The following is a 21,096-nucleotide window of genomic DNA, read 5'->3' on the forward strand; positions in this document are numbered from 1 at the left end:
TATGCTCATAGTCGGACTGGGTAATCCAGGATCTGATTATGAAAAAACACGTCATAATATAGGCTTTATGGTTATTGATGAGCTTTGTGCTCGTCATAACGCTTCAAAGCTCTCTTCTTCATCATTTCAAGGTGAACTCTATAAATTTCAAAACAGTTCTGTTTCTTTAGAAAATCATTTTTTATTAAAACCGCTGACCTATATGAATCTCTCAGGTGATTCTGTTGTAAAGGTAAAAAACTTTTACAAACTTGAAGATGTTGTTGTAATACATGATGATTTAGACCTCCCTTTTGGAGCACTTCGCTTTAAAAAAGGTGGTGGACATGGCGGTCATAATGGACTGAAATCTATAGACAGTAAAATAGGTCGAGAGTATATCCGTGTTCGAATGGGCATAGGAAAACCAACACACAAAGGGGAAGTGGCTTCTTATGTTTTAAGCGAGTTTTGTGATGAGAATAAAAAATGCTTAGATAAGTTTATAAAGAGTGCTGCTGATGCGGTGGATTTTTTACTAGAGCACTCTTTGGATGAAACGCGTTGTAAATATTCTAAAAAAGGGATGGAGTGTTAGCATTTAGATATATAGCGATGCACTATTTGAAGTATTTTTTTATAATACTTGGTGCATTGGTCCTTTTTGTTGTTGGTTTTGACTATATGGAGCATGCTTCAGAACTTTCAAAATCAGCGAATTTACTCCTAATATACCTTGTATATCAGGCTTTTTATGCCATCGATCTGCTTCTACCGCTCTCTTTGGTCTTTGCTATGATATCGACAAAAATCTTTCTTATTCGTTCCAATGCACTTGTCTCATTTTTCTCACTAGGGTACTCACGTGTAGACATTCTCAAGCCTTTTGTTCTTATTGCAACGACTATTATTGTACTTTTTATATCACTTCATACATGGTCAAGTTTTGCACGTGCTCAGGAGTTCTCGCGTAATATTCGAAAGCATGCGCAGTATCTTAATCCAACAAGGGACCTCTTTTTTACATACAAAGGAAAATATGTCTATTTTTCCAAGCTTTTACCACTGCAAGAGAGAGCTGAGGGGGTACGTGTTTTTAGTGTGAAAAACAACTCTTTAAAAGAGGTTGTAACTGCAAAATCTGCGGAATACAGAGATGATTTTTGGCATATTAAAAAGGGTGATTTAATTACAAAGCCAGATGACCTTTCTTTGGCATCTCCCGGTATTTCTGTGCGTGAAGCAGATGATTTGAAGATTTTAGAGGGCTTTCGACCACGTATGCTTGATCAGGTTTATGAAGGGAAAGTGAACTTTACAATTATCGATGGTTTAGAGGCGATATCACTTTTGGAGAGTCAGGGGATTGATACACGAACGATACGGGGAGCCTTATATAAAATCTTTATCTATCCGTTTTTTGTACCTTGTCTGATTGTCATTATCTTCTTCTTTGTTCCTATGAGTGTACGTTTCTTAAATGTATCACTTTTTAGCTTTGGTGCAATATTGGCAACACTGCTTGTTTGGGGAATCATTATGATGTTAATCGAGCTCTCAAATAATAAAACCATCCCGAGTGAAGTCGGAATTATTGGTCCTGTAATCATTCTTCTTTTAATTGCCCTGCGACAGTGGAGAAAGTATAGACTTGCAACTTAGCCACTTATAAGCACTATTAGGGTAAAATCATCTAAAAAATATTTGGAATTTTTATGATTGATTTTAAAGAATTGGCAAAAGAGTATGGTACACCTCTTTATGTTTATGATTTTGACTATATGGCTACGCAGTATGAAGAGCTCAAGAGTGCTTTTCGCGGTAGAAAATCCATTATTGCGTACGCTGTAAAAGCAAACTCAAACCTAAGTGTCATTAAACACTTTGCAAAGCTTGGAAGCGGAGCTGATTGTGTAAGTATCGGTGAAGTCCGTCGTGCTTTTTTAGCAGGTATTCCAGCTTACAAAATCATTTTCTCAGGTGTTGGTAAGAGTGATGATGAGATTCGTGAAGCGATAGAACGCGATATTCTCTATATCAATGTGGAGAGCGAAGCAGAACTTGGTCGTGTTGAGCTTATCGCAAAAGAGTTAGGTAAAGCTGCACGTATCAGTATACGAGTAAACCCAAATATTGATCCAAAAACGCACCCATATATCTCAACAGGACTGCATGACAATAAGTTTGGAGTAGATCTCTCCACTGCAAAGAGAATGTACATCAGAGCGAACAACTCTGAAAATTTAGACCCTGTCGGTATCCATTTTCATATCGGCTCACAACTTACAGAACTTGAACCTATCCGTGAGGCTGCTGTTATCGTTGCTGACTTGGTTCGCTCACTTGAAGCGATTGATATTGAGTTGAAATTCTTTGATGTTGGTGGTGGTCTTGGTATCAAGTATGATGATGAGACAACGATTCAGCCATACGATTATGCACAGGCGATTTTAAGTACACTTACTGGTCTTGATATGACGATTCTTTGTGAACCGGGGCGTTTTCTAACAGCAAATGCAGGCTATTTTGTAACAAAAGTGCTGTATGAAAAACAAAATGGTGAGAAAAGATTTGTAGTCGTTGATGGTGCGATGAATGACTTGCTGCGTCCATCACTTTACAATGCCTATCATGAGATAGAGGTCCTTACAGAGAGTAAAGCTGAGAAGCGCGCAGTTGATATCGTCGGACCGGTATGTGAAAGCGGTGACTTTTTTGCAAAGGATTATCCTTTGCCACCACTAGAGCATAATGACCTGCTTGTTATTAAGAGTGCAGGAGCTTATGGCTTTGGTATGGGAAGTAACTATAATACGCGTGGAAGAAGTGCTGAAGTTGCTGTTGAAAACGGTAAAGCAAGACTCATTCGCAAACGTGAAAGTTTTGAAGATTTGATTGCATTAGAGCAAGAATTTTTAGAGGATTAAGATGTACTTCATAGATGTTCAGGGTACGCTTATCAGTGATGCAGATAAATCTCCTATCAGAGGTTCACGAGAGTTTATAGAGTATTTAAACAGTGAGAATCTCCCATATATGGTGATTACGAACAATACAAAAAAAGCATCATCTGATTTTTATAACTACCTGACATCTATCGGTTTTGAATTCTCTTTTGAGAAATATTTAGATCCTTTAATGCTTTTAGAGTCTCGTGTAAGTAAAGATGCTGTAGCAGCCTATGGAGCAGAGGAGTTTTTAAATACTTTGCAAAATATGGGTTATACGCTTGATTATAAAACTCCAAAAACTGTTTTGATTGCCATCAAAGAAGATTTTAGTGCAGATGAATATGCACAGATGATTGACTTTTTACTCTCGGGTGCAAAACTTGTTGGTATGCATGAAACATCCATCTATGCAAAAAACAACAAACGCTATCCTGGTGTGGGAGCTATTCTAAAAATGTTACAGTTTGCAACAAGTACGTCGTATGAGGTTGTTGGCAAACCAAGCAGTGCTTTTTATGATGAGGCTTTGCAAAGATTGCAAGCTCAAGATAAAAGTGCAAGTTTTGATCAGGTGACAATTATCAGTGATGATGTAAAAGGGGACCTTGGTGGTGCAAAAGAGCTTGGAATGCATACAGTTTTTGTGACAAGCGGAAAGTACAAATCAGCCCAGGAGATAGTACCATTTTTAGAAGAGCATCTAAAGCCGAACAGCATCAAAAAGGATATGCAAGAGGTGTTAGAGAGTGTAAAGGGAGAGGGATTATGAAAACATTAGATGAGTGCAGGGTTGCGATTGACAGTATAGATAATGAGATATTGACCCTTCTGAACAAACGAATGAAAGTAGTTGAGAGAGTTGGAGAGATTAAGCAAAACACAGGTGGTGCAATCTACCGTCCTGAACGTGAAAAAGCAATTATTGAGAGACTCTCCAAATTCAATGAAGAACAAGATGGACTTTTAAATAAAAGTGCCATTGAAGCTATCTTTTTAGAGATATTTGCAGTCTCACGCAATCTTGAACTCCCTGAAAAAATCGCCTATCTCGGACCGGAAGGCACCTTTACGCACCAAGCTGCAGAAAGCCGTTTTGGTGCTATGAGTAACTACCTTTCACTCAACTCCATTGAGTCTGTCTTTAAAGAGCTTGAAGCAAAGCGTGCGAAGTTTGGTGTTGTGCCGATTGAGAACTCACGTGACGGTGTTGTCGGTGAGACACTTGACCTGCTTTCAAAGAGCTCTGTAAAGATTGTAGCAGAACTTTATATGCCGATTCATATTTCTTTTGCAACGAAGGCTGATTCACTGAAAAAGATAAAAAAAATATACTCAAAAGACAAAGGTTTTGGCGAGTGCCGTGAATTTTTAAATGAGTATGATTTAAGCAATGTTGAACATATTCCTGTAGAATCAACTGCAAAGGCAGCAATTCTTGCAAGTGAAGATGAAGAATCGGCTGCAATCTGTTCGCACATTGCAGCAAAACTTTATGGAGTACCTGTAATGTTTGAGAACATTGAAGATGTTCATGACAATGCAACACGCTTTGTAATACTCAGTGATTTTAAAAACGCTATAAGCGGTGATGATAAGACAAGTATCTTGGCGAAATTAAAAGATGCAAATGAAGCTGGTTCTTTGGTACATTTCTTAAGTGATTTTGATGAAGCTAAGATCAATCTCTCTAAAATCGAGTCCCGTCCATCAAAAGAGAGTGGTGGTTTTGGATACTGGTTCTACATCGACTTTTATGGACACATTGATGAAGAGCGTGTACAAAAGGTTATTGAAAAACACAAAGATGAAGTAACGTGGCTTGGAAGTTATGTAAAGGGTGAAGATTGAAATTTAATAAAAAACTAGAAAATATCTCTACTTATGAGGCGGGAAAACCAATAGAATTGGTTGTGCGTGAGTTTGGTATTGAGCCAAAAGATATTGTGAAGTTGGCATCGAATGAGAATCCTTACGGATGTTCTATCAATGTGCAGCATGCAGTAAATGAAATTTTGCCACATATGGCAATGTATCCTGATGATTCAATGATGAAACTCAAAAATGGACTGATAAAGCGATTTGACATTGCAGAGGAAAATGTGATTATCGGAAGTGGAAGTGACCAGATAATTGAGTTTTTGATGCATGCAAAAGCAGATGAAAACTCTAAAATTCTCATAAACTCTGTAACATTTGCAATGTATGAGATCTATGCAAAACATGTAGGTGCAGAGATTATCAGAACAAGTTCACAAGAACATGATTTGGATGAATTCTATCAACTCTATAAAGAACAAAATCCAGATATTATTTTTCTCTGTACACCAAACAATCCAACAGGTGATGCTATTGATACAAAAGAAATAATGGAGTTTATTGCACGTATTGACAGTGAAACCTTAGTCGTTGTTGATGGTGCGTATATGGAGTATGCACAGTTTAAAGATGCAAGTAAAAAAGTAACCCCAAAAGAGTTAATCGAGAGGTTTGAAAATGTAATTTATCTTGGTACATTTTCAAAAGCATATGGACTTGGTGGTATGCGTGTTGGATATGGAATCTCACATGCAGATATCATCAAAGAACTTTACAAATTAAGACCACCTTTTAATATCACAACACTTTCACTTGAAGCTGCTTCTGTAGCACTTGAAGATGCAGAATTTGTGAATGAATGTATCGCTTTGAATTTTGAGGAGATGAAACGCTACGAAGAGTTTGCAAAAGAGAAAAAAATCGATATAATAGAGAGTTATACAAACTTTGTTACTTTATGCTTTGACGGCAACAGAAATTCAACAGAGATTTCCGATGCATTACTGCGACGTGGAATGATTGTAAGAAACTTGAGTGGGTACGGGATGAACGCTATTCGTGTAACAGTTGGAACAAAAGAACAAAACGATCGTTTTTTTGAACTAATATCTGAGCTATTATAAAAATTTTTAAGATGAGAGATTAATGGATTTTAAGGCGCTTTTTTCGCAGTTGTCAGTTTTGTATGCAAAGCTGAATAAAGAACAAAAAATGATTATCGCAGCAGCGGTTGTAGGGATTGTTGCATTTTTAATTTTTCTTGTTGTCTATACTGCAAACAAAAGTGCAAAAGAGTCCTATGTCGTTCTTTTTGAAACACTCAGTGACAGTGATGCAGCAAAAGTTATCACACAGCTTGATAAAGATGGTATCAAGTATGAGATAGAAGCAAATAATGTCATAAAAGTACCTCGTGATGTTGTTTACAAAGAGAGAATTGCCATTGCCGCACAGGGAATTCCAAAAAACAGTGGTGTTGGGTTTGAACTTTTTGACAAGCAGGAGTTTGGAGCAACGAACTTTGACCAGCAAATCAAACATCTCCGTGCACTTGAAGGTGAACTTTCTCGAACGATTACAGCACTCTCTCCGGTTGAGAGAGCAACTGTGAGTCTTGCACTTCCAAAAGAGACACTTTTTGTCTCCAAACAGGTGGACCCGACAGCTTCAGTGATGGTCGAGCTTGTTGAAGGACGTGCGCTTTCATCAAAACAGATCCGAGGTATTAAAAACCTTGTAGCTGCTGCAGTACCGCGTTTGAAACCTTCAAATGTAATGCTAGTAAGTAGTGACGGTGTTACTCTTGGAGATGATGAAGAGGGTGCACAGATGAGTGAACTCTCACTTGTGCAACAGCGCTATAAACTTAAAGAAGAGAGAAAGCTCCAAAATAAAATCGTAGATGTGATCGCTCCTTTTGTTGGTGGTGATGATAAAGTTGTCGCACAGGTTAGCGTTGAGTTTGATTTTTCCCAAAAGAGTTCAACTTCTGAAGTGTATAATCCTGAAAATGTTGTACGAAGTGAACAGGTGAGTGAAGAGAAACGTGAAGGCGTAGCACCTGAACAGGTTGGTGGTGTTCCGGGAACTGTAAGCAATATCGGTCCGGTAAAAGGGCTTAAATCTCAAAAAACAGTTGAGAAGTATACAAAAAACACAGGAACAACCAACTATGAAGTTGGTAAGACTGTCAGTACGACAAAGAGTCAGTTCGCACGTATCAAAAGAATTACTGCCGCTGTTGTCGTCGATGGAAAGTATAAGCACAAGCTCGATAAAGATGGTAATCCTACGGATGAGTTGGAGTATGTAGCTTTAGATGCAGCGGATCTGAATGCATTAACATCACTTGCTAGTCGTTCTATTGGTATTGACAATGCAAGAGGTGATCAGATAAGTGTACAGAATTTACAGTTTGAAAGAGCTGTAAGCAATGGTCCTGATGGTGTAAGCCAAGCTCTGACATTTACACAGACATATATTGTACCATTTGCAGACTTGTTTAAGTATATTTTTGTACTTATTCTTTTACTTATTCTGTACAAAAAAGTTATTGCGCCGTTTGCAGGAAAAATGCTTGAAGTCTCACGTGAGGATGAGGAGCTCGAAGCTCCTAAACTTGAACTCGAAGATGATGAGGGCGAAGATTTGGTAGAAAAAGTACAGCAGATGCGTAAAAAAGTTGAAGAGCAGCTTGGAATGACTAGTAACTTCAATGAAGATGAACTCAAATATGAGGTAATACTAGAAAAAGTACGTACAATGGCAGATGATGCCCCTGAGGAAGTTGCATCACTCCTTCAAGCTCTGCTTTCTGAAGAGGCCGAGATGCCAAAACAACAAGAGAAAGGGTAAAATATGTCAAATATGACACAACAGCAACAAGCCGTTTTTAATGAAATGAGTATGGCTGAAAAGATTGCTATTTTACTACTGCAACTTGGTGAAGATGCAACGGCTGAAATATTTTCTAATATGAATGTTGAGGCGATAACTGAAATATCAAAATATATTGCAACAAACACGACAATAGACAGAGCGATCGCAACAGCAGTTCTTGAAGAGTTCCATGCCATTTTCCAGTCAGGTCAGTATCTTACTTCGGGTGGTATGGAGTACGCAAGAGAACTTCTTTATAGAACACTTGGACCGGAAGAGGCAAAAAAAGTTCTTGACAAGCTCTCCAAAAGTATGCAAAATACACAGAATTTTGCCTATCTCTCAAAAATCAAACCACAGCAGCTATCAGACTTTATTATCAATGAACATCCACAGACAATTGCCCTGATTTTAGCACATATGGATCCAACGGAAGCAGCAGATACATTGCAGTTCTTTCCAGATGACCTACGTAGTGAAGTCGCAATGCGTATGGCAAAACTAGGAGATATCTCACCTTCAGTTATCAAGCGAGTATCTGCTGTGTTAGAGTCTAAACTTGAATCACTTGCATCTTACAAAGTAGAGGTGGGTGGAACACGCGCTGTGGCAGACATCTTTAATCGTCTTGGTGCAAAAAGTGCTAAAGCAACACTTTCTACTATTGAACAGGTTGATGAGGAGTTGGCTACACGCATTAAAGAGATGATGTTTACTTTCGAAGATATGGTAACATTAGATAAAATGGCAATTACAGAAGTACTTAAAGCTGTAGACAAGGCAGAGCTGATGCTTGCACTGAAATCTTCACCAGAAGAGCTTAAAGAGAAGTTCTTTTCGGCAATGAGTGAGAGAGCCCGTGAAGCATTCGAAGAAGAGATGCAGTTCCTTGGTGCCGTTAAGATGAAAGATGTTGAAGCGGCACAAAGAAAAATTGTCGAGGTTGTAAATCAGTTGGCTGAAGCCGGAACAATTCAGATGGGCTCATCTGAAGAGATGGTAGAGTAGGGTAATGGCAACAGTAATATCAAGTGATAGTATTGAAAAACATCATGTAGATAAGTACAATTTTAAAGTTATAGCTTTTGGTGGAAGTTCTTCAAACAATGAAGAGGCACAAGAGCATAAGAGTAGTCTTGAAGAGACACCTCTACAACAGGCAAAAGAGATAGATTCAAGCGCCTTAGATACAAAATCCAAAGAGTCACTCATAGAGTCTTTGATGAAAAAAACAGATGAGATGAGTTCAAACTTCATTAAACTGCAGATGAAGCTTGAAGCAAAAGAAGAGGAGTTCAAAGAGGGACTCCAAAAGGCAAAAGAGGAGGCTTTTGCTGAGGGTATGAAAGCCGGCAAGGCACAGGCTCTTGAAGAGATAGATAAAGAGATCAATGAAAAACTCTCCCTTTTTACAAGTTCGATTGCAAAGTTAGAGTCAAGTGCAGCAGAGTTTGAGCACTCTTTAGAGAGCTTAAAAAATGAGCTTGTAAATGCCGCACTTGATATTGCACAAGAAGTTATTAAGATAGAATTAGATACTAATTCATCAAAAGTTGCAAAGGTTTTGGCAGATGAGTTGATAAATGACCTCCAGGGTGCATCGAAAGTGACACTCAAAGTAAATCCAAATAACCATACAGCAATCAGTGAACATTTAGGTCAATTAGACCATATAACAGTTTTAGCAGACAGTGCAGTAAATGAAGGTGGTGTTATCGTGATAAGTGATGCCGGAAATATAGATGCACAGATATCAAAAAGATTTGAGAGAGTAAAGAAAGCAGCCTTAAGTGAGTAAAATGGATTTGCAAAATAAAAGCATTGCAGAGTTAGAGACACTCTGCAGTGATATACGAAAAAGAATTTTAGAAGTAGTAAGTAAGAATGGTGGGCATTTAAGTTCAACACTTGGTGCAACAGAGCTGATTGTCGCTATGCATAAAGTTTTTGACTCAAGTAAAGATCCTTTTATCTTTGATGTGAGTCATCAATCGTATGCGCACAAACTCTTAACTGGTAGATGGGAAGCATTTGATACTTTACGCCAATTTGGTGGAATTTGTGGTTATACCAAGCCGAGTGAGAGTGCAGATGACTACTTTGTTGCAGGACACAGTTCAACCTCCATCTCTTTGGGAGTAGGTGTTGCAAAAGCCATTGCACTCAAAGGAGAACAGGATGAGCGTATTCCGGTTGTGATGATCGGGGATGGTTCTATGACTGCCGGGATGGTATATGAAGCACTCAACGAGCTAGGTGATAGAAAATATCCGATGGTTATCATCTTAAATGATAATGAGATGAGTATTGCAAAGCCAATAGGTGCCATCAGCCGTATGCTCTCATCTGCCATGGCTTCACCATTTTATCAGCGTTTTAAAAAGACAACAGAGAATTTTGTTGATAATTTTGGCGAGGGCGCACGCTACATCGCTAAAAGAATGGAAGAGTCTTTAAAACTTGTAACACCGGGAATTTTATTTGAAGAGATGGGAATAGATTATATCGGTCCGGTTGACGGACATAATCTCTCCCAGCTCATTGAGATATTTGAGACAGCAAAAAAGCTCAAAAAACCTGTCATTATTCATGCACAAACGCTCAAAGGCAAGGGCTATGAGATAGCAGAAGGCAAAGAGGAGAAATGGCACGGAGTTGGACCGTTTGACATCAGTAGTGGTTCTTCTTCGAAAAAATCTTCGGCAAAGAGTGCAACGCAGATTTATACAGAATCACTCCTGCATCTTTGTAAGAACAATGACAAGATTGTAGGTGCAACAGCAGCGATGCCTAGCGGCACTGGTTTAAGTGAGCTCATGGAGAAATATCCTGATAGGTTTTGGGATGTTGCCATTGCTGAGCAGCATGCTGTGACTTCTATGGCTGCTTTGGCAAAAGAGGGGTTCAAACCTTTTTGTACGATTTATTCAACCTTTTTACAACGTGCTTATGATCAGGTGATTCATGATACCTGCTTGATGGACCTGCCTGTGGTTTTTGCACTTGACCGTGCAGGAATTGTTGGAGAAGATGGAGAAACACATCAGGGTGTATTTGATATTAGTTTTTTACGAACTATCCCAAATATGACACTTTTCGCTCCACGTGATGAAAAGAGCTTTCATCAGGCCATGGCATTTGCAGCAAATTATGAACATCCATGTTCTTTGCGTTATCCACGAGGTGCTTTTATCGATACAGAAGCGCTTCCTGCATCACAGCCTTTTGAATTGGCAAAATCACAGTTACTTGAATCAGCAGAGAGTGACATACTTTTTATCGGATATGGAAATGGAGTAGGGCGTGCTTATCAGACTTCAAAACTTTTGGATGAAGATGTCAGTATACTTGATTTGCGCTTTGTAAAACCATTAGATGAAGAGATGTTGCGTGAGATGGCAAAAAAACATAAAAAATGGTTTGTCTTTTCTGATACATCAAAGATGGGCGGTGTCGGTTCGGCACTCTTGGAGTTTTTGGCTAAAGAGAAGATAGAAGATGTAGTGCTAGAGAGTTTTGAGTATGAGGATGCATTTATCACACATGGCAATACAAAAGTTGTAGAAGAGTCACTCGGAATTTTACCTGAGCAGTTAGCATCTAAAATTCAACGTAGTTGAGGGAGTGAGACAAGAACGTATAGAGTTTGAAGAGACACATCTTTATGCGACTCTTCTCGTAAGCTAGTATTATTTTATATAAAGTGTATAAAGGTTGTTTTCTTCTGTCTTGATCCTTGTTCCAAGTTCATCGACAATAGCATAGAACTTTGTTTCAAAAGCTTTATCTAAAGGTTTGTTTTCTTGTGTATAGGTATCAAGGAATTTAATGACATCTTTTTGAATTGTTTTTATTGACCCTTCGAACTGTTGTACAAGCTCCATTGTTTCAGAAGAGTTTGTATAATATTTTTTCAAGTATCTGTAAAGTTTTATATCTTCTTCCATAAAATGTCCAAGAATCTCAGTTTTGAATTGTTTTAAAAAGGTTTTTGCTTTTTTCTCTTCATTTTTTTCAAGAGCTTTTGAAATTTTAGTGATGGCTTTTATAAGTTTTTCATGGTCTTTATGAAATTTTTTTATCAGTTTATTATCATAATTGAGAGCTCTTGGATCTTTTTTTGAAAGAAAGTTAAACATATCTTTTCACCTTTAAGTTTATTAGTTGAAATAATAAATCAAATAAGCTTAAAAAATTAATATTTTTGGTATAAAAGGCCGCAAAATCGCCCACAATGTGTATTTTGGCGATATGAGTAGTAGTTTTTATTACATTGTGAGCATATTTGTGAAATTTCGATATTTTTATCTAAAATATTGGTTTCTTTAAGTTGTTGGTGTAAAATTTTTCGTATATTAAGATAGAATTTGTCACTCTTTTTTTCAAAGGCATAAGTAAGGTCTAAATTTTTTGCTTCTTCATAAATCTCACTGCCTACTTCATAACAGTTTTGACATATTGCAGGACCGATAATGCAGATAATATCATCTGCTTTAGAGTTGAAGTGATTTTTAAAAATCTTTATAACATTATGAATGATGTTGTTGAAGGCTCCTGCCCGACCTGCGTGAGCTACAGCGATGACTTCTTGTTTTGGATCATAAAAGAGAATGGGAGAACAATCAGCGATCATTACCATAAGAGGAATGTTTTTTTTATTTGTGATAAGTGCATCACAGGTAGGTGGATTTGTAAAGTTGTCGTTTTCTTCTACAATTTTTACAAGGTTAGAGTGAATCTGTTTCATATGAACAAGCGTTTCTATTTTATAGTTACACTTTTTTGCTAAGATTTCATGGTTTTTTTCTACATTCTCTTTTTTGTCACCGACATGAAAAGCGATGTTGCCATCTTCTTTAGTAGTAAAGGTGTAAAAAATATTTGGATAATTGTTTAATAATTTACTTTGAAAAATTTGCATATAATGATTATAGCATATCAACTTCTGATAAAAGTATTACGTCTTTTTATAAACATTACTCCGAGGACAAATCCTCCTGATGGTCTGAGCCTCTGCGTAATATTTATAAAAAGACTTTCGTCAGGACGATATACTGTAAAATTAGAGATGGAGCGTGTTGTGTGAGTAGAATAAGTATGTATCCAATTACACTAGATGGTAAAAGTGTTGAAGAAAAAAGAGCAGAGATAAAAACTTATTTTAACAATACTTTTGATTTGTTCGAAAAGGTCTTTGAACTTCTGCGTGAGGATAGCGTCTTTTATAAAAAAAGTGAGCCCACACGCCATCCTATGATATTTTATTTTGGTCATACGGCTACTTTCTTTATCAACAAGCTAATCAATATGAAAATCATACAAGAGAGAATCAATCCTCATTTTGAGTCGGTTTTTGCCGTAGGCGTTGATGAGATGGACTGGGATGATATAGAGGAGTCGCGTTATACGTGGCCTGCTGTTGATGAGGTACGCAGTTACAGAAACAGAGTGCGTGAGCTTGTCAATGGTCTTATCGATACATTGGAGTTCTCTCTACCTATACGGGATGATTCAGCTATGTGGATAATTTTGATGGGTATCGAGCATGAACGTATTCACATTGAGACTTCTCTTGTACTGCATCGCCAAATGCCTATAGAAGATGTAAAAGTAGTAGATGATTTTGTACTTTGTTCTCACGCAGGTAGAGCTTCTGAGAATGAGATGATAGCAGTTAAAGGTGGAGAAATTCTTCTTGGGAAAAGTAAAGAGCATCATCTTTATGGCTGGGATAATGAGTATGGAGAGTACAGAGAGACGATAGCAGATTTTCAAGCTTCGAAGTATCTTGTCAGTAATGGTGAGTTTATGGAGTTTGTCAAAGATGGTGGTTATGAGAGACAAGAGTTTTGGGATGAAGAGGGCTTGGAATTTTTAGAGAGAAGCGGAGCTAAGTATCCACATTTTTGGGTAAAAGATGGGAATGGTTTCAAATATCGAGCACTCTATAAAATCATAGATATGCCATTAAACTGGCCTGTTGATGTCAATACTCTTGAAGCTGAAGCATATTGTCGTTACAAGAGCGCAAAAGAGGGTAAGGAGTATAGACTGCCAAGTGAAGCAGAGTACGGTGCTATCTATAAACAGTCTGGTTTGCGAGATATTCCAGAATTACATGAGAGCCGTGCAAATATCAACTTCTACCATTATGCTTCATCATGCCCTGTGGATGAGTTTGGATTTAACGGTATTTATGATGTCATCGGTAATGTTTGGCAGTGGAGCAGGACACCGATTCGCGGATTTAAGGGTTTTGAAGTGCATCCTGCTTATGATGACTTCTCAACACCGACTTTTGATGATAAACATGCACTTATCTTAGGAGCTTCATGGGCAAGTAACGGTAATCTTATTATGCAGCACTCTCGTTATGCATTCCGTCGTCACTTCTTTCAAAATGCAGGTTTTCGCTATGTTCTCTCAAAAAATGAAGATTCCAGTGAAGATATTTATGAGAGTGATGCTCTGGTTTCTCAATATTGTGAATTTCAGTATGGTGATGAGTATTTTGGTGTGGAGAACTTTGCCATTAAGTGTGTTCGAACTGCTAGCTCATTTGTAACAAACAAAACAAAAGCACTTGATTTAGGTTGTGCAACGGGACGTGCCACATTTCAGCTTGCCAAAGAGTTTGACAAAGTGGAAGGTATTGACTTCTCCGTACGCTTTGTCGGTGTTGGCTCAAAGTTGAAGAATGAAGGTTATGTTGCTTTTCATGTCAAAGAAGAGGGTGTTATAACAGAGGAGAAAAAAGTTACACTACATGAACTTGGGTATGAAGACATAAAAGAAAAAGTGCAGTTTTGGCAGGGTGATGCCTGTAACTTAAAACCGAATTTCAAAGGCTATGATCTGGTTATGGCAACAAATCTCATTGACAGACTCTATAATCCATATCTTTTTTTAGAAACTATACACGAACGTATAAATGATGCAGGTATCTTGGTTCTTACTTCTCCATATACATGGCAGGAAGAGTCAACTCCAAAAGAGCTCTGGGTTGGTGGCTATTATGATGAAAATGGTCAAGAAATCCGAACTTTTGAGCGTCTCAAAGAGATACTTGAAAAACATTTCGAGTTTGTTCATAGAGAAGATGTGGAGTTTGTTATCAAAGAGACAGCAAGAAAGTATCAGCATACACTCTCAGAGCTGAGTGTCTGGAGAAAAAGATAGTGTTTGATTTTAGTGCTGCAGCCTCACGTGAGCATATGAATGCAGAAAAATATACTTTGCGAAAAGAGCTTTTTGGCACAGAAGATCTGCTGCCTGCATGGGTGGCAGATATGGATATAAATACACCACCGTTTGTTCTCGATGCAGTAAAAAAGCGGCTTGAACATCCGATAGTCGGTTATGAAGAGGTACCTGAGTCTGTATATTTGGCACAAATCGCATGGATGAAAGAGCAGCATAATGTTGCATTCTCTTTAGAAGATATGTTTTACTCGCACTCTGTTGTTGCTTCCATGGCAGTGGCAATAGAAGCTTTTACACAAGAGGGTGAGGGAGTCATTGTGCAAACACCTGTCTATCCGCCTTTTTTTCATACAGTGCAAAAACTTGGTCGAAAGTTAGTGAAAAACCCACTTGCTCTGCGTGAGGATGGGGCATATGGTTTTGATTTTGAAGATCTCAAAAGTAAAATCACCAAAGATACAAAACTGCTGCTGCTTTGTTCCCCGCATAATCCAGTTGGGCGTGTTTGGAGGCGTGAAGAGTTAGAAGAGATAGCTCAAATATGTTATGAGAATGGTGTAGTGGTTTTTGCTGATGAGATTCATTGTGATTTGGTATATACGCCAAACAGGCATATACCTTTTGCTTCATTGAACGCTCATGCTAGAGATATCTCCTTGACCGCCATCGGTGTCGGTAAAACATTTAATATGGCAGGTTTTGCGATGAGTAGTGTAGCTGTACCGAATAAAACGTTGCGTGAGCAGTTTTATAAAGCCTATGAAAAGGTACATTTTGCACAAGGATCAGTGCTGAGTCATGTCGCTTTTGAATCTGCTTACACAGAAGGTAAGGAGTGGCTGCGTGAGCTAAAAGGTCATCTCTATAGAAATTATCAAGAGTTAGAGAAAATGTTACAACAGTATGAAGGTCTGATAAAAATCACTCCTATTGAAGGTACTTATCTTGCCTGGCTAGATTGTCATGGTATGTGGCTTCGAGACAAAGAGCTACGTGAGTGGTTTATACAAGAGGCTAAGTTAGGTTTAAATGCGGGTCTTGGTTTTGGACGTGAGGGAAGTGGTTTTATGCGCTTGAATTTTGCCGTACCATCTGATACAATGCAAGAGATAATTACAAGATTACAAAAGGCTTTAGAGAGATATGATAAAGATTAACTGGGATGAGTATAAAGAGCATAAAAAGTACAGTGTACGCAAAGATAACTTTGAGATACTTCTGGAGTTTATGAAGAGCTTTTACAATATGAACTCACCTATTGATATGTTTGATATATTTGTAGAAGATGATATTGCATCGATGATGTTAGAAAAACGTAATATCAAAGATGCCGAAGATTTGGAAAACTTTCTCTTTAAACTCTGATGAATGAAAATTTAGAAAAAATCACCGCTTTCATAGAAGAACATCATGTCCTCACACTTGCAACGGCAGTGGAGAATGAGGTGAGTGCCTGTTCTCTTTTTTACGCTTTCGATGCCAAAAGCAACTCTTTTATAGTGGCAAGTAGTGAAGATACACTCCACATAGAGCACATTCATCAAAATTCAAAAGTAGCCGGAAATATTTTGCTTGAGACCAAAGAGGTTGGCAAGATCCAAGGCTTGCAGTTTCGTGGAGTTTTCACTGTTTTGGAAGATGCAAAACTAAAAGCGCTCTATTTTAAAACATTTCCATATGCTTTGGCACTGGCTCCTAAGTTATGGCAAATCAAGGTAGATTTTTTTAAACTGACAGACAATCGGCTTGGATTTGGAAAAAAGCTTATTTACAAGAGTGCTTCTGTTTAAATAAAGAGCACTCTATCCCACTGCTTTTAAAAACTACCATTGAGGGAATCTGCGTGGATTTAAATCCATATGCCTTGCAACCATGAGGCTGTCTGGGCTCCCAAGTGACATAGTAATACTCACAACGTCTACAGTTAATTCGTTTTTTCATAGCTGAAGTTTATCATATTTAGATAAAATACAAATATATAAGAAGAAAAGGTAGCAAAGAATGAATAGTAAAGTTTTACTTATGTTACAACTGCAAAATCAACTCAATGATGCAACAAATGGCGAAGAGTGGGTAAAGGGTATAACAAAAAATAAAAAAGTCATCAATTGGAGACGCTGTATCTATATGGAGTGTGCGGAGATGATAGACTCATTCCCATGGAAGCATTGGAAAAACATAGAAGTTGAGCCTGATTGGAATAATCTGCAGATAGAAGTTGTTGATGTATGGCACTTTATTATGAGTTTGGCTATTGAAAACTATTCACAAACACTTCGTGGTGTTGTTGAAGATGTGGCAAATGACATTTCAGAATTGGCATCATTTGCTCAAATTGAGACACTTGCTACAGAGTTTGCAGATCAAAACAGTGTGATAGAAAAAGTAGAAAATATCATGCGTATTGCTCTTGCAAAAGAGAAGCTTGATTTAGAAGGGCTTGTTTCAGAGTTTTTTGACCTTGTTGTGATGAGTGGGCTTAATCTTGATACACTCTATCGCCTTTATGTCGGTAAAAACATTTTAAATCAATTCCGTCAAGACCATGGGTATAAAGATGGTTCGTACATCAAAGTATGGGACGGAGAAGAGGATAATGTCGTTATGAAACGTATCTGGGAAGAAGGTGGAGAACTTACACCCGAAAAACTCTATCATGAACTTACAAAACAGTATCTGGCATTGACAAAAAAGAGTGAGTAGTTGCAAGAAGTTTTAAAGATAAAAGATCTTACTTTTGGCTATTCAAAAGAAAAAGTGCTTTTTAAAGATCTCTCCTTATCATTAAAAAAAAGGGAGTTAAAAGCGATAGTTGGAGAGAGTGGAGCAGGGAAGAGTACAATTTTTGAGCTTATTCTTGGTAATCTCAAACCACAGCATGGCAGTATAAAAGCTATGCGTGCTTCAGAGGTTTTTCAAGACCCTTACAGCTCTTTTCATCCAAGCTATACACTTATTAATCAAATATCAGATGTTGCTTCTTTGGATGAACTTAAAATCTATCTTCAAAACATAGACCTTGAAGAAGATCTACTTCATAAGCTTCCACATGAACTCTCTGGAGGACAGCTGCAACGTGCTTCAATTCTGCGTGCAATGTTAATGAAACCAGAACTGCTTTTACTTGATGAACCGACTTCCGCACTTGACAATGTGACTCAGTTGGATGTTATGAAGATGTTAATGGGACATTTGGAGAATATGGGGATGCTACTCATCACCCATGATATGGACTTGGCAGAGTGGTGTGCTGATGAGGTTATCAGGATCTAAAGAGAGTGTTAACCAGGTAGTAACCACCCCCAGCCATGATAACCGTACCAAAAACATTCAGAGACATATTGAGAAGGGCAAGTCCGATACTGCCACCTTCAAAGAGTAAAAAACTCTCAATAGCAAACGTAGAATAGGTCGTCAGTGCTCCAAGGATTCCTGTGGATAAAAAAGATTTCATATGGACAGAGAAGAGGGTTGAGTACATAAAGTAGGCAACCAAACAGCCCATAATAAAGCTACCGATTAAGTTGACGCCCAATGTTCCAAATGGCAGCTCATGAGGGACTCTGTGAGAGATAAGTCCGTTGAGATAAGCCCGAGATACTGCTCCTATAAAACCGCCACTACCGATGGCTAGAATCGTTTGCCAACTCATCATCGTAAACCTTTTGCATTTTTTTTCTTAACTCATTTAGCCAATTAGGATCATCTTTATCTGCGATAAAACTCTCCATAAATATCACTGTAATAGTACCCGGAGAGTAATAAAATCGTTTAATGTCATAATATTTTGCTGTTTGTATCAAAACAACAGGCTGGACGCGCAGTTGAAACTTGTCTGCAACAACCTTTGCACCACTTTTAAAAGGAAGCATTCTGCCATCACGTGAACGCGTACCCTCAGGGAACATAGTAATAACACGACCCTTATTGAGTCTGTCCTTTGCATTTTTTAAAAGTTTTACAAGTGAGGTCTTACTTTGTCTCTCTATGGGAATATCTTCGGGCATACTCATGGCAAGTCCAAAAAAAGGAACATCAAAGAGCTCCTTTTTCGCTACCCATGCCAAATCTTTTTTTGATACTGTCTCCATAACACCAATGTCCAAATCACTTTGATGGTTGATAAGAAACATCTGTGTTGCAGGGTCCTCTTTTCCTTTGACATTTGTAGAGAAAAAGGTTGTTAAACGCACATACCACGCAGCAATTTTTCGTGCATAGGGACGAGGAAGAATAGGATAGAGAATTATCATCAATATCAATGATAAGAAGATATTAACAGTGGCAAAAAACCAGTTAATATGAGCAAGTATCTTCATTCTTTACCCATCCTATCTTGTCATTTTGAAGTTTTACTTTTGTGAAGTTTGTTACACTTCCTTCTTTTGGTAGATGATACTCTCGAGGCGTTGTCTCGAATATTGTGCCATTTTCAACCGGTAAAAGGTATATATTTGAGCCTTTTTTTATACAAACCTCTTTTTGTGGCATACTCAAATAGAGCGTATATCCAAGTGGCAAGACGATAAAAATCAAGTAGATATACTTCTGTTTAAAGAAAATGATAATAAGTCCAATGATTGATATCGTAAGGGCAATATACATTTTTATAGTATCATGAGACTGATCACGTGGTTTTAAATCACTCTGTGTCGCTACACTGTCATCATCAACAATAATAGGTACACTTACTAATTCATAACTGTTCTTTAAAAGATTAAAATATGAAAATGTAAAGTATTCCAAGTGTTTATCTATGACAACATAATAGGTTATTCTTGAAGTTTCATAAGAGTTTTCAACGGATTCCATTCCCTGTTTGTAAACATTCTCAAAATGCATCGCTTCTATATCTGCATTTGTTGCTGTAGCTACAAAAACAACAATATTATGATTTGTATCATAGCTTGTTGTTTTATACTCTTGTAATTCAAATGAGTTCGCGATGATGTTTGAGAAGTCTTTTTTAGGATTGAGTGTAATAACATTGAGCTCTGGACCATTGACAAGGGTGGAGTTATACTCCTGTGCAGCAATGAGTGTTGTATTGACATCAGGAAGTTTTGCTCTATCAGCAGTAACAAGCATATGAAAAGTATCATAAAAGAACTTTCCTTTATGCTCTCTACTTGGAGTTGTATCTAAGATTTTTAAACCAGAATGATTGGAAAAGTCATATTCGACATCATCAAAATCTCTTACTGTGGAGAGTGTTTTTAATGTTACTGTAAATATCTCACCTTTAATTACTCTTTTTGGTACCTCGTCATAGTTGACATAGAGTACCTTATTCGCAAAAAGCGATGTTATAAAAATAAAAGTAAGAAAAAGTAGTTTTATCACGACTCTAAAAATCCTTTTAGCATCGCAATACCATCAGCACTACCTAAAACAGCTTCCATCGCACGCTCAGGGTGTGGCATAAGTCCAAATACGTTTTTTTCTTTGTTACAAACACCTGCAATTGACTCTACAGAACCATTAGGGTTTTTGATGTTCCCGTCTTCATCTGTATAGCGAAGAAGAATCTGACCATTTGCCTCAAGCTCTTTGAGCCCCTCTTCGTTAATGTAATAGTTACCATCATGATGGGCTATCGGGATATTGACAACATCACCATTGTTTAATTTTTTCAAAAAGATATTGTCATTGTTTTCTACACGAAGGTGATGGTGTTTTGAGATAAAGTGAAGTCCTTCGTTGCGTTTGAGCGCACCCGGTAAGAGTCTTGCTTCCGTTAAAACCTGAAAACCGTTACAGATTCCTAGAACCTTTCCACCACTCTTTGCATACTCTGCTACTGCTTTCATAACAGGTGAGAATTTTGCAATAGCACCGCTTCTAAGGTAGTCTCCGTAAGAAAATCCTCCCGCTACGACTAAAAGATCGGTATCAGACGGAAGTGACTCTGCTTTATGCCATACTATTTCAGTATTACATCCAAGCTTTTCAAATGCATACTGCGTGTCAAACTCACAGTTTGTACCTGGAAATTGAAGAATTGAGACTTTCATTATACTAGCTCTATATTGTAATCTTCAATAACCGTGTTTGCTAAAAGCTCTTCACACATTTTTGTTACATCAGCCATTGCTTTTTCTTTGTCATTCTCATCAAGCTGTAGTACAATCTGCTTACCAACACGAACATCTTTTACCCCGTCAAAATGAAGAGAATCAAGAGCATGATGAACGGCTTTTCCTTGCGAATCCAAAACACCCGCTTTTAAAAATACATTTACGATAGCTTTCATTATAATTTGTCCTTT

Annotated in this window: 23 protein-coding genes; 16 read left to right on the plus strand and 7 right to left on the minus strand. The window is 37.8% G+C overall.

Annotation, left to right across the window (positions count from 1 at the left end; all coding sequences use genetic code 11):
- The first annotated feature begins 1 nt into the window (after nucleotide 1).
- From pth to dxs, 10 genes are read left to right on the plus strand one after another with little or no spacing between them, the layout of a single operon-like run.
- Nucleotides 2-577: an aminoacyl-tRNA hydrolase gene (gene pth / locus MNY27_RS03590; protein WP_152183959.1), complete on the plus strand. Its 576-nt coding sequence runs from the start codon at nucleotides 2-4 to the stop codon at nucleotides 575-577.
- Nucleotides 571-1,641 (plus strand): LptF/LptG family permease, encoded by a 1,071-nt coding sequence (locus MNY27_RS03595; protein ID WP_346391887.1) that lies wholly within the window; start codon nucleotides 571-573, stop codon nucleotides 1,639-1,641. Before pth ends, MNY27_RS03595 begins: the two co-directional genes overlap by 7 nt.
- A gap of 53 nt (nucleotides 1,642-1,694) precedes the next feature.
- Nucleotides 1,695-2,906 carry a diaminopimelate decarboxylase gene (gene lysA, locus MNY27_RS03600; RefSeq protein WP_188109456.1) on the plus strand — a complete coding sequence of 404 codons (1,212 nt, stop codon included), beginning with the start codon at nucleotides 1,695-1,697 and terminating at the stop codon, nucleotides 2,904-2,906.
- A 1-nt stretch (nucleotide 2,907) separates the two neighbouring features.
- Nucleotides 2,908-3,699, plus strand: a complete 792-nt coding sequence (locus MNY27_RS03605) for an HAD-IIA family hydrolase (protein ID WP_152183961.1) — start codon at nucleotides 2,908-2,910, stop codon at nucleotides 3,697-3,699.
- Nucleotides 3,696-4,778 (plus strand): prephenate dehydratase, encoded by a 1,083-nt coding sequence (gene pheA, locus MNY27_RS03610; protein WP_152183962.1) that lies wholly within the window; start codon nucleotides 3,696-3,698, stop codon nucleotides 4,776-4,778. The genes MNY27_RS03605 and pheA overlap by 4 nt, the downstream gene beginning before the upstream one ends.
- On the plus strand, nucleotides 4,775-5,869 hold the full coding sequence (gene hisC / locus MNY27_RS03615) for a histidinol-phosphate transaminase (protein WP_346391888.1): 1,095 nt from the start codon (nucleotides 4,775-4,777) through the stop codon (nucleotides 5,867-5,869). The genes pheA and hisC overlap by 4 nt, the downstream gene beginning before the upstream one ends.
- A 22-nt stretch (nucleotides 5,870-5,891) precedes the next feature.
- Nucleotides 5,892-7,601: a flagellar basal-body MS-ring/collar protein FliF gene (fliF, locus tag MNY27_RS03620; protein WP_152183964.1), complete on the plus strand. Its 1,710-nt coding sequence runs from the start codon at nucleotides 5,892-5,894 to the stop codon at nucleotides 7,599-7,601.
- A 3-nt stretch (nucleotides 7,602-7,604) separates the two neighbouring features.
- Nucleotides 7,605-8,633 carry a flagellar motor switch protein FliG gene (gene fliG / locus MNY27_RS03625; RefSeq protein ID WP_346391889.1) on the plus strand — a complete coding sequence of 343 codons (1,029 nt, stop codon included), beginning with the start codon at nucleotides 7,605-7,607 and terminating at the stop codon, nucleotides 8,631-8,633.
- 4 nt (nucleotides 8,634-8,637) lie between these two features.
- Nucleotides 8,638-9,423 carry a flagellar assembly protein FliH gene (gene fliH, locus MNY27_RS03630; RefSeq protein ID WP_152183966.1) on the plus strand — a complete coding sequence of 262 codons (786 nt, stop codon included), beginning with the start codon at nucleotides 8,638-8,640 and terminating at the stop codon, nucleotides 9,421-9,423.
- 1 nt (nucleotide 9,424) lies between these two features.
- Nucleotides 9,425-11,245, plus strand: a complete 1,821-nt coding sequence (gene dxs, locus MNY27_RS03635) for a 1-deoxy-D-xylulose-5-phosphate synthase (protein ID WP_152184017.1) — start codon at nucleotides 9,425-9,427, stop codon at nucleotides 11,243-11,245.
- Nucleotides 11,246-11,314: 69 nt separating this feature from the next.
- Here dxs and MNY27_RS03640 read toward each other — a convergent pair whose 3' ends face one another.
- Together MNY27_RS03640 and pgeF are read right to left on the minus strand one after the other, a co-directional pair.
- Nucleotides 11,315-11,764, minus strand: coding sequence for a hemerythrin domain-containing protein (locus MNY27_RS03640; RefSeq protein WP_152183967.1), 450 nt, complete (start codon nucleotides 11,762-11,764; stop codon nucleotides 11,315-11,317).
- A gap of 56 nt (nucleotides 11,765-11,820) precedes the next feature.
- Nucleotides 11,821-12,546 carry a peptidoglycan editing factor PgeF gene (gene pgeF, locus MNY27_RS03645; RefSeq protein ID WP_152183968.1) on the minus strand — a complete coding sequence of 242 codons (726 nt, stop codon included), beginning with the start codon at nucleotides 12,544-12,546 and terminating at the stop codon, nucleotides 11,821-11,823.
- Between the two features lie 161 nt (nucleotides 12,547-12,707).
- On the opposite strand from pgeF, the gene ovoA reads away from it, so the two are divergent.
- The 6 genes from ovoA to MNY27_RS03675 all read left to right on the plus strand — a co-directional run bounded on the left by ovoA (nucleotide 12,708) and on the right by MNY27_RS03675 (nucleotide 18,101).
- Nucleotides 12,708-14,804: a 5-histidylcysteine sulfoxide synthase gene (ovoA, locus tag MNY27_RS03650; RefSeq protein ID WP_346391890.1), complete on the plus strand. Its 2,097-nt coding sequence runs from the start codon at nucleotides 12,708-12,710 to the stop codon at nucleotides 14,802-14,804.
- The gene (locus tag MNY27_RS03655) at nucleotides 14,804-15,985 is read left to right on the plus strand and encodes a PatB family C-S lyase (protein WP_246153827.1); all 1,182 of its coding nucleotides are present in this window, start codon (nucleotides 14,804-14,806) and stop codon (nucleotides 15,983-15,985) included. The genes ovoA and MNY27_RS03655 overlap by 1 nt, the downstream gene beginning before the upstream one ends.
- A complete protein-coding gene (locus MNY27_RS03660) occupies nucleotides 15,972-16,193 on the plus strand; it encodes a hypothetical protein (protein WP_152183971.1) in 222 nt (73 codons plus the stop codon). Before MNY27_RS03655 ends, MNY27_RS03660 begins: the two co-directional genes overlap by 14 nt.
- The gene (locus tag MNY27_RS03665; protein ID WP_152183972.1) at nucleotides 16,193-16,618 is read left to right on the plus strand and encodes a pyridoxamine 5'-phosphate oxidase family protein; all 426 of its coding nucleotides are present in this window, start codon (nucleotides 16,193-16,195) and stop codon (nucleotides 16,616-16,618) included. Before MNY27_RS03660 ends, MNY27_RS03665 begins: the two co-directional genes overlap by 1 nt.
- Before the next feature lie 211 nt (nucleotides 16,619-16,829).
- Complete coding sequence (locus tag MNY27_RS03670; protein ID WP_152183974.1) at nucleotides 16,830-17,531, plus strand: dUTP diphosphatase; 702 nt, start codon at nucleotides 16,830-16,832, stop codon at nucleotides 17,529-17,531.
- Nucleotides 17,532-18,101, plus strand: coding sequence for an ATP-binding cassette domain-containing protein (locus tag MNY27_RS03675; RefSeq protein WP_152183975.1), 570 nt, complete (start codon nucleotides 17,532-17,534; stop codon nucleotides 18,099-18,101). It begins immediately after the preceding gene.
- On the opposite strand, the gene crcB is transcribed toward MNY27_RS03675, so the two are convergent.
- From crcB to purS, 5 genes are read right to left on the minus strand one after another with little or no spacing between them, the layout of a single operon-like run.
- The gene (gene crcB / locus MNY27_RS03680; protein ID WP_152184018.1) at nucleotides 18,091-18,480 is read right to left on the minus strand and encodes a fluoride efflux transporter CrcB; all 390 of its coding nucleotides are present in this window, start codon (nucleotides 18,478-18,480) and stop codon (nucleotides 18,091-18,093) included. The genes MNY27_RS03675 and crcB overlap by 11 nt on opposite strands.
- Complete coding sequence (locus MNY27_RS03685) at nucleotides 18,449-19,147, minus strand: lysophospholipid acyltransferase family protein (protein WP_152183976.1); 699 nt, start codon at nucleotides 19,145-19,147, stop codon at nucleotides 18,449-18,451. The genes crcB and MNY27_RS03685 overlap by 32 nt, the downstream gene beginning before the upstream one ends.
- Complete coding sequence (locus tag MNY27_RS03690; protein WP_152183977.1) at nucleotides 19,125-20,171, minus strand: hypothetical protein; 1,047 nt, start codon at nucleotides 20,169-20,171, stop codon at nucleotides 19,125-19,127. Before MNY27_RS03690 ends, MNY27_RS03685 begins: the two co-directional genes overlap by 23 nt.
- Nucleotides 20,168-20,842 (minus strand): phosphoribosylformylglycinamidine synthase I, encoded by a 675-nt coding sequence (purQ, locus tag MNY27_RS03695; RefSeq protein ID WP_152183978.1) that lies wholly within the window; start codon nucleotides 20,840-20,842, stop codon nucleotides 20,168-20,170. Before purQ ends, MNY27_RS03690 begins: the two co-directional genes overlap by 4 nt.
- Nucleotides 20,842-21,081: a phosphoribosylformylglycinamidine synthase subunit PurS gene (gene purS, locus MNY27_RS03700; protein WP_188109457.1), complete on the minus strand. Its 240-nt coding sequence runs from the start codon at nucleotides 21,079-21,081 to the stop codon at nucleotides 20,842-20,844. Before purS ends, purQ begins: the two co-directional genes overlap by 1 nt.
- Nucleotides 21,082-21,096 lie beyond the last annotated feature (15 nt).

The organism is Sulfurimonas sp. NWX79 (genome assembly GCF_039667035.1).
GTDB lineage: Bacteria > Campylobacterota > Campylobacteria > Campylobacterales > Sulfurimonadaceae > Sulfurimonas > Sulfurimonas indica.

Excerpts from the sequence above, each read along its gene's own strand:
- fliF (WP_152183964.1), top strand. The coding sequence starts at position 5,892 with ATGGATTTTAAGGCGCTTTTTTCGCAGTTGTCAGTTTTGTATGCAAAG.
- MNY27_RS03665 (WP_152183972.1), top strand. The coding sequence starts at position 16,193 with ATGAATGAAAATTTAGAAAAAATCACCGCTTTCATAGAAGAACATCAT.
- dxs (WP_152184017.1), top strand. The coding sequence starts at position 9,425 with ATGGATTTGCAAAATAAAAGCATTGCAGAGTTAGAGACACTCTGCAGT.
- fliH (WP_152183966.1), top strand. The coding sequence starts at position 8,638 with ATGGCAACAGTAATATCAAGTGATAGTATTGAAAAACATCATGTAGAT.
- purS (WP_188109457.1), bottom strand. The coding sequence starts at position 21,081 with ATGAAAGCTATCGTAAATGTATTTTTAAAAGCGGGTGTTTTGGATTCG.
- lysA (WP_188109456.1), top strand. The coding sequence starts at position 1,695 with ATGATTGATTTTAAAGAATTGGCAAAAGAGTATGGTACACCTCTTTAT.
- pgeF (WP_152183968.1), bottom strand. The coding sequence starts at position 12,546 with ATGCAAATTTTTCAAAGTAAATTATTAAACAATTATCCAAATATTTTT.
- purQ (WP_152183978.1), bottom strand. The coding sequence starts at position 20,842 with ATGAAAGTCTCAATTCTTCAATTTCCAGGTACAAACTGTGAGTTTGAC.
- MNY27_RS03685 (WP_152183976.1), bottom strand. The coding sequence starts at position 19,147 with ATGAAGATACTTGCTCATATTAACTGGTTTTTTGCCACTGTTAATATC.
- pheA (WP_152183962.1), top strand. The coding sequence starts at position 3,696 with ATGAAAACATTAGATGAGTGCAGGGTTGCGATTGACAGTATAGATAAT.
- MNY27_RS03640 (WP_152183967.1), bottom strand. The coding sequence starts at position 11,764 with ATGTTTAACTTTCTTTCAAAAAAAGATCCAAGAGCTCTCAATTATGAT.
- crcB (WP_152184018.1), bottom strand. The coding sequence starts at position 18,480 with ATGAGTTGGCAAACGATTCTAGCCATCGGTAGTGGCGGTTTTATAGGA.
- MNY27_RS03605 (WP_152183961.1), top strand. The coding sequence starts at position 2,908 with ATGTACTTCATAGATGTTCAGGGTACGCTTATCAGTGATGCAGATAAA.
- MNY27_RS03670 (WP_152183974.1), top strand. The coding sequence starts at position 16,830 with ATGAATAGTAAAGTTTTACTTATGTTACAACTGCAAAATCAACTCAAT.
- MNY27_RS03660 (WP_152183971.1), top strand. The coding sequence starts at position 15,972 with ATGATAAAGATTAACTGGGATGAGTATAAAGAGCATAAAAAGTACAGT.
- fliG (WP_346391889.1), top strand. The coding sequence starts at position 7,605 with ATGTCAAATATGACACAACAGCAACAAGCCGTTTTTAATGAAATGAGT.
- pth (WP_152183959.1), top strand. The coding sequence starts at position 2 with ATGCTCATAGTCGGACTGGGTAATCCAGGATCTGATTATGAAAAAACA.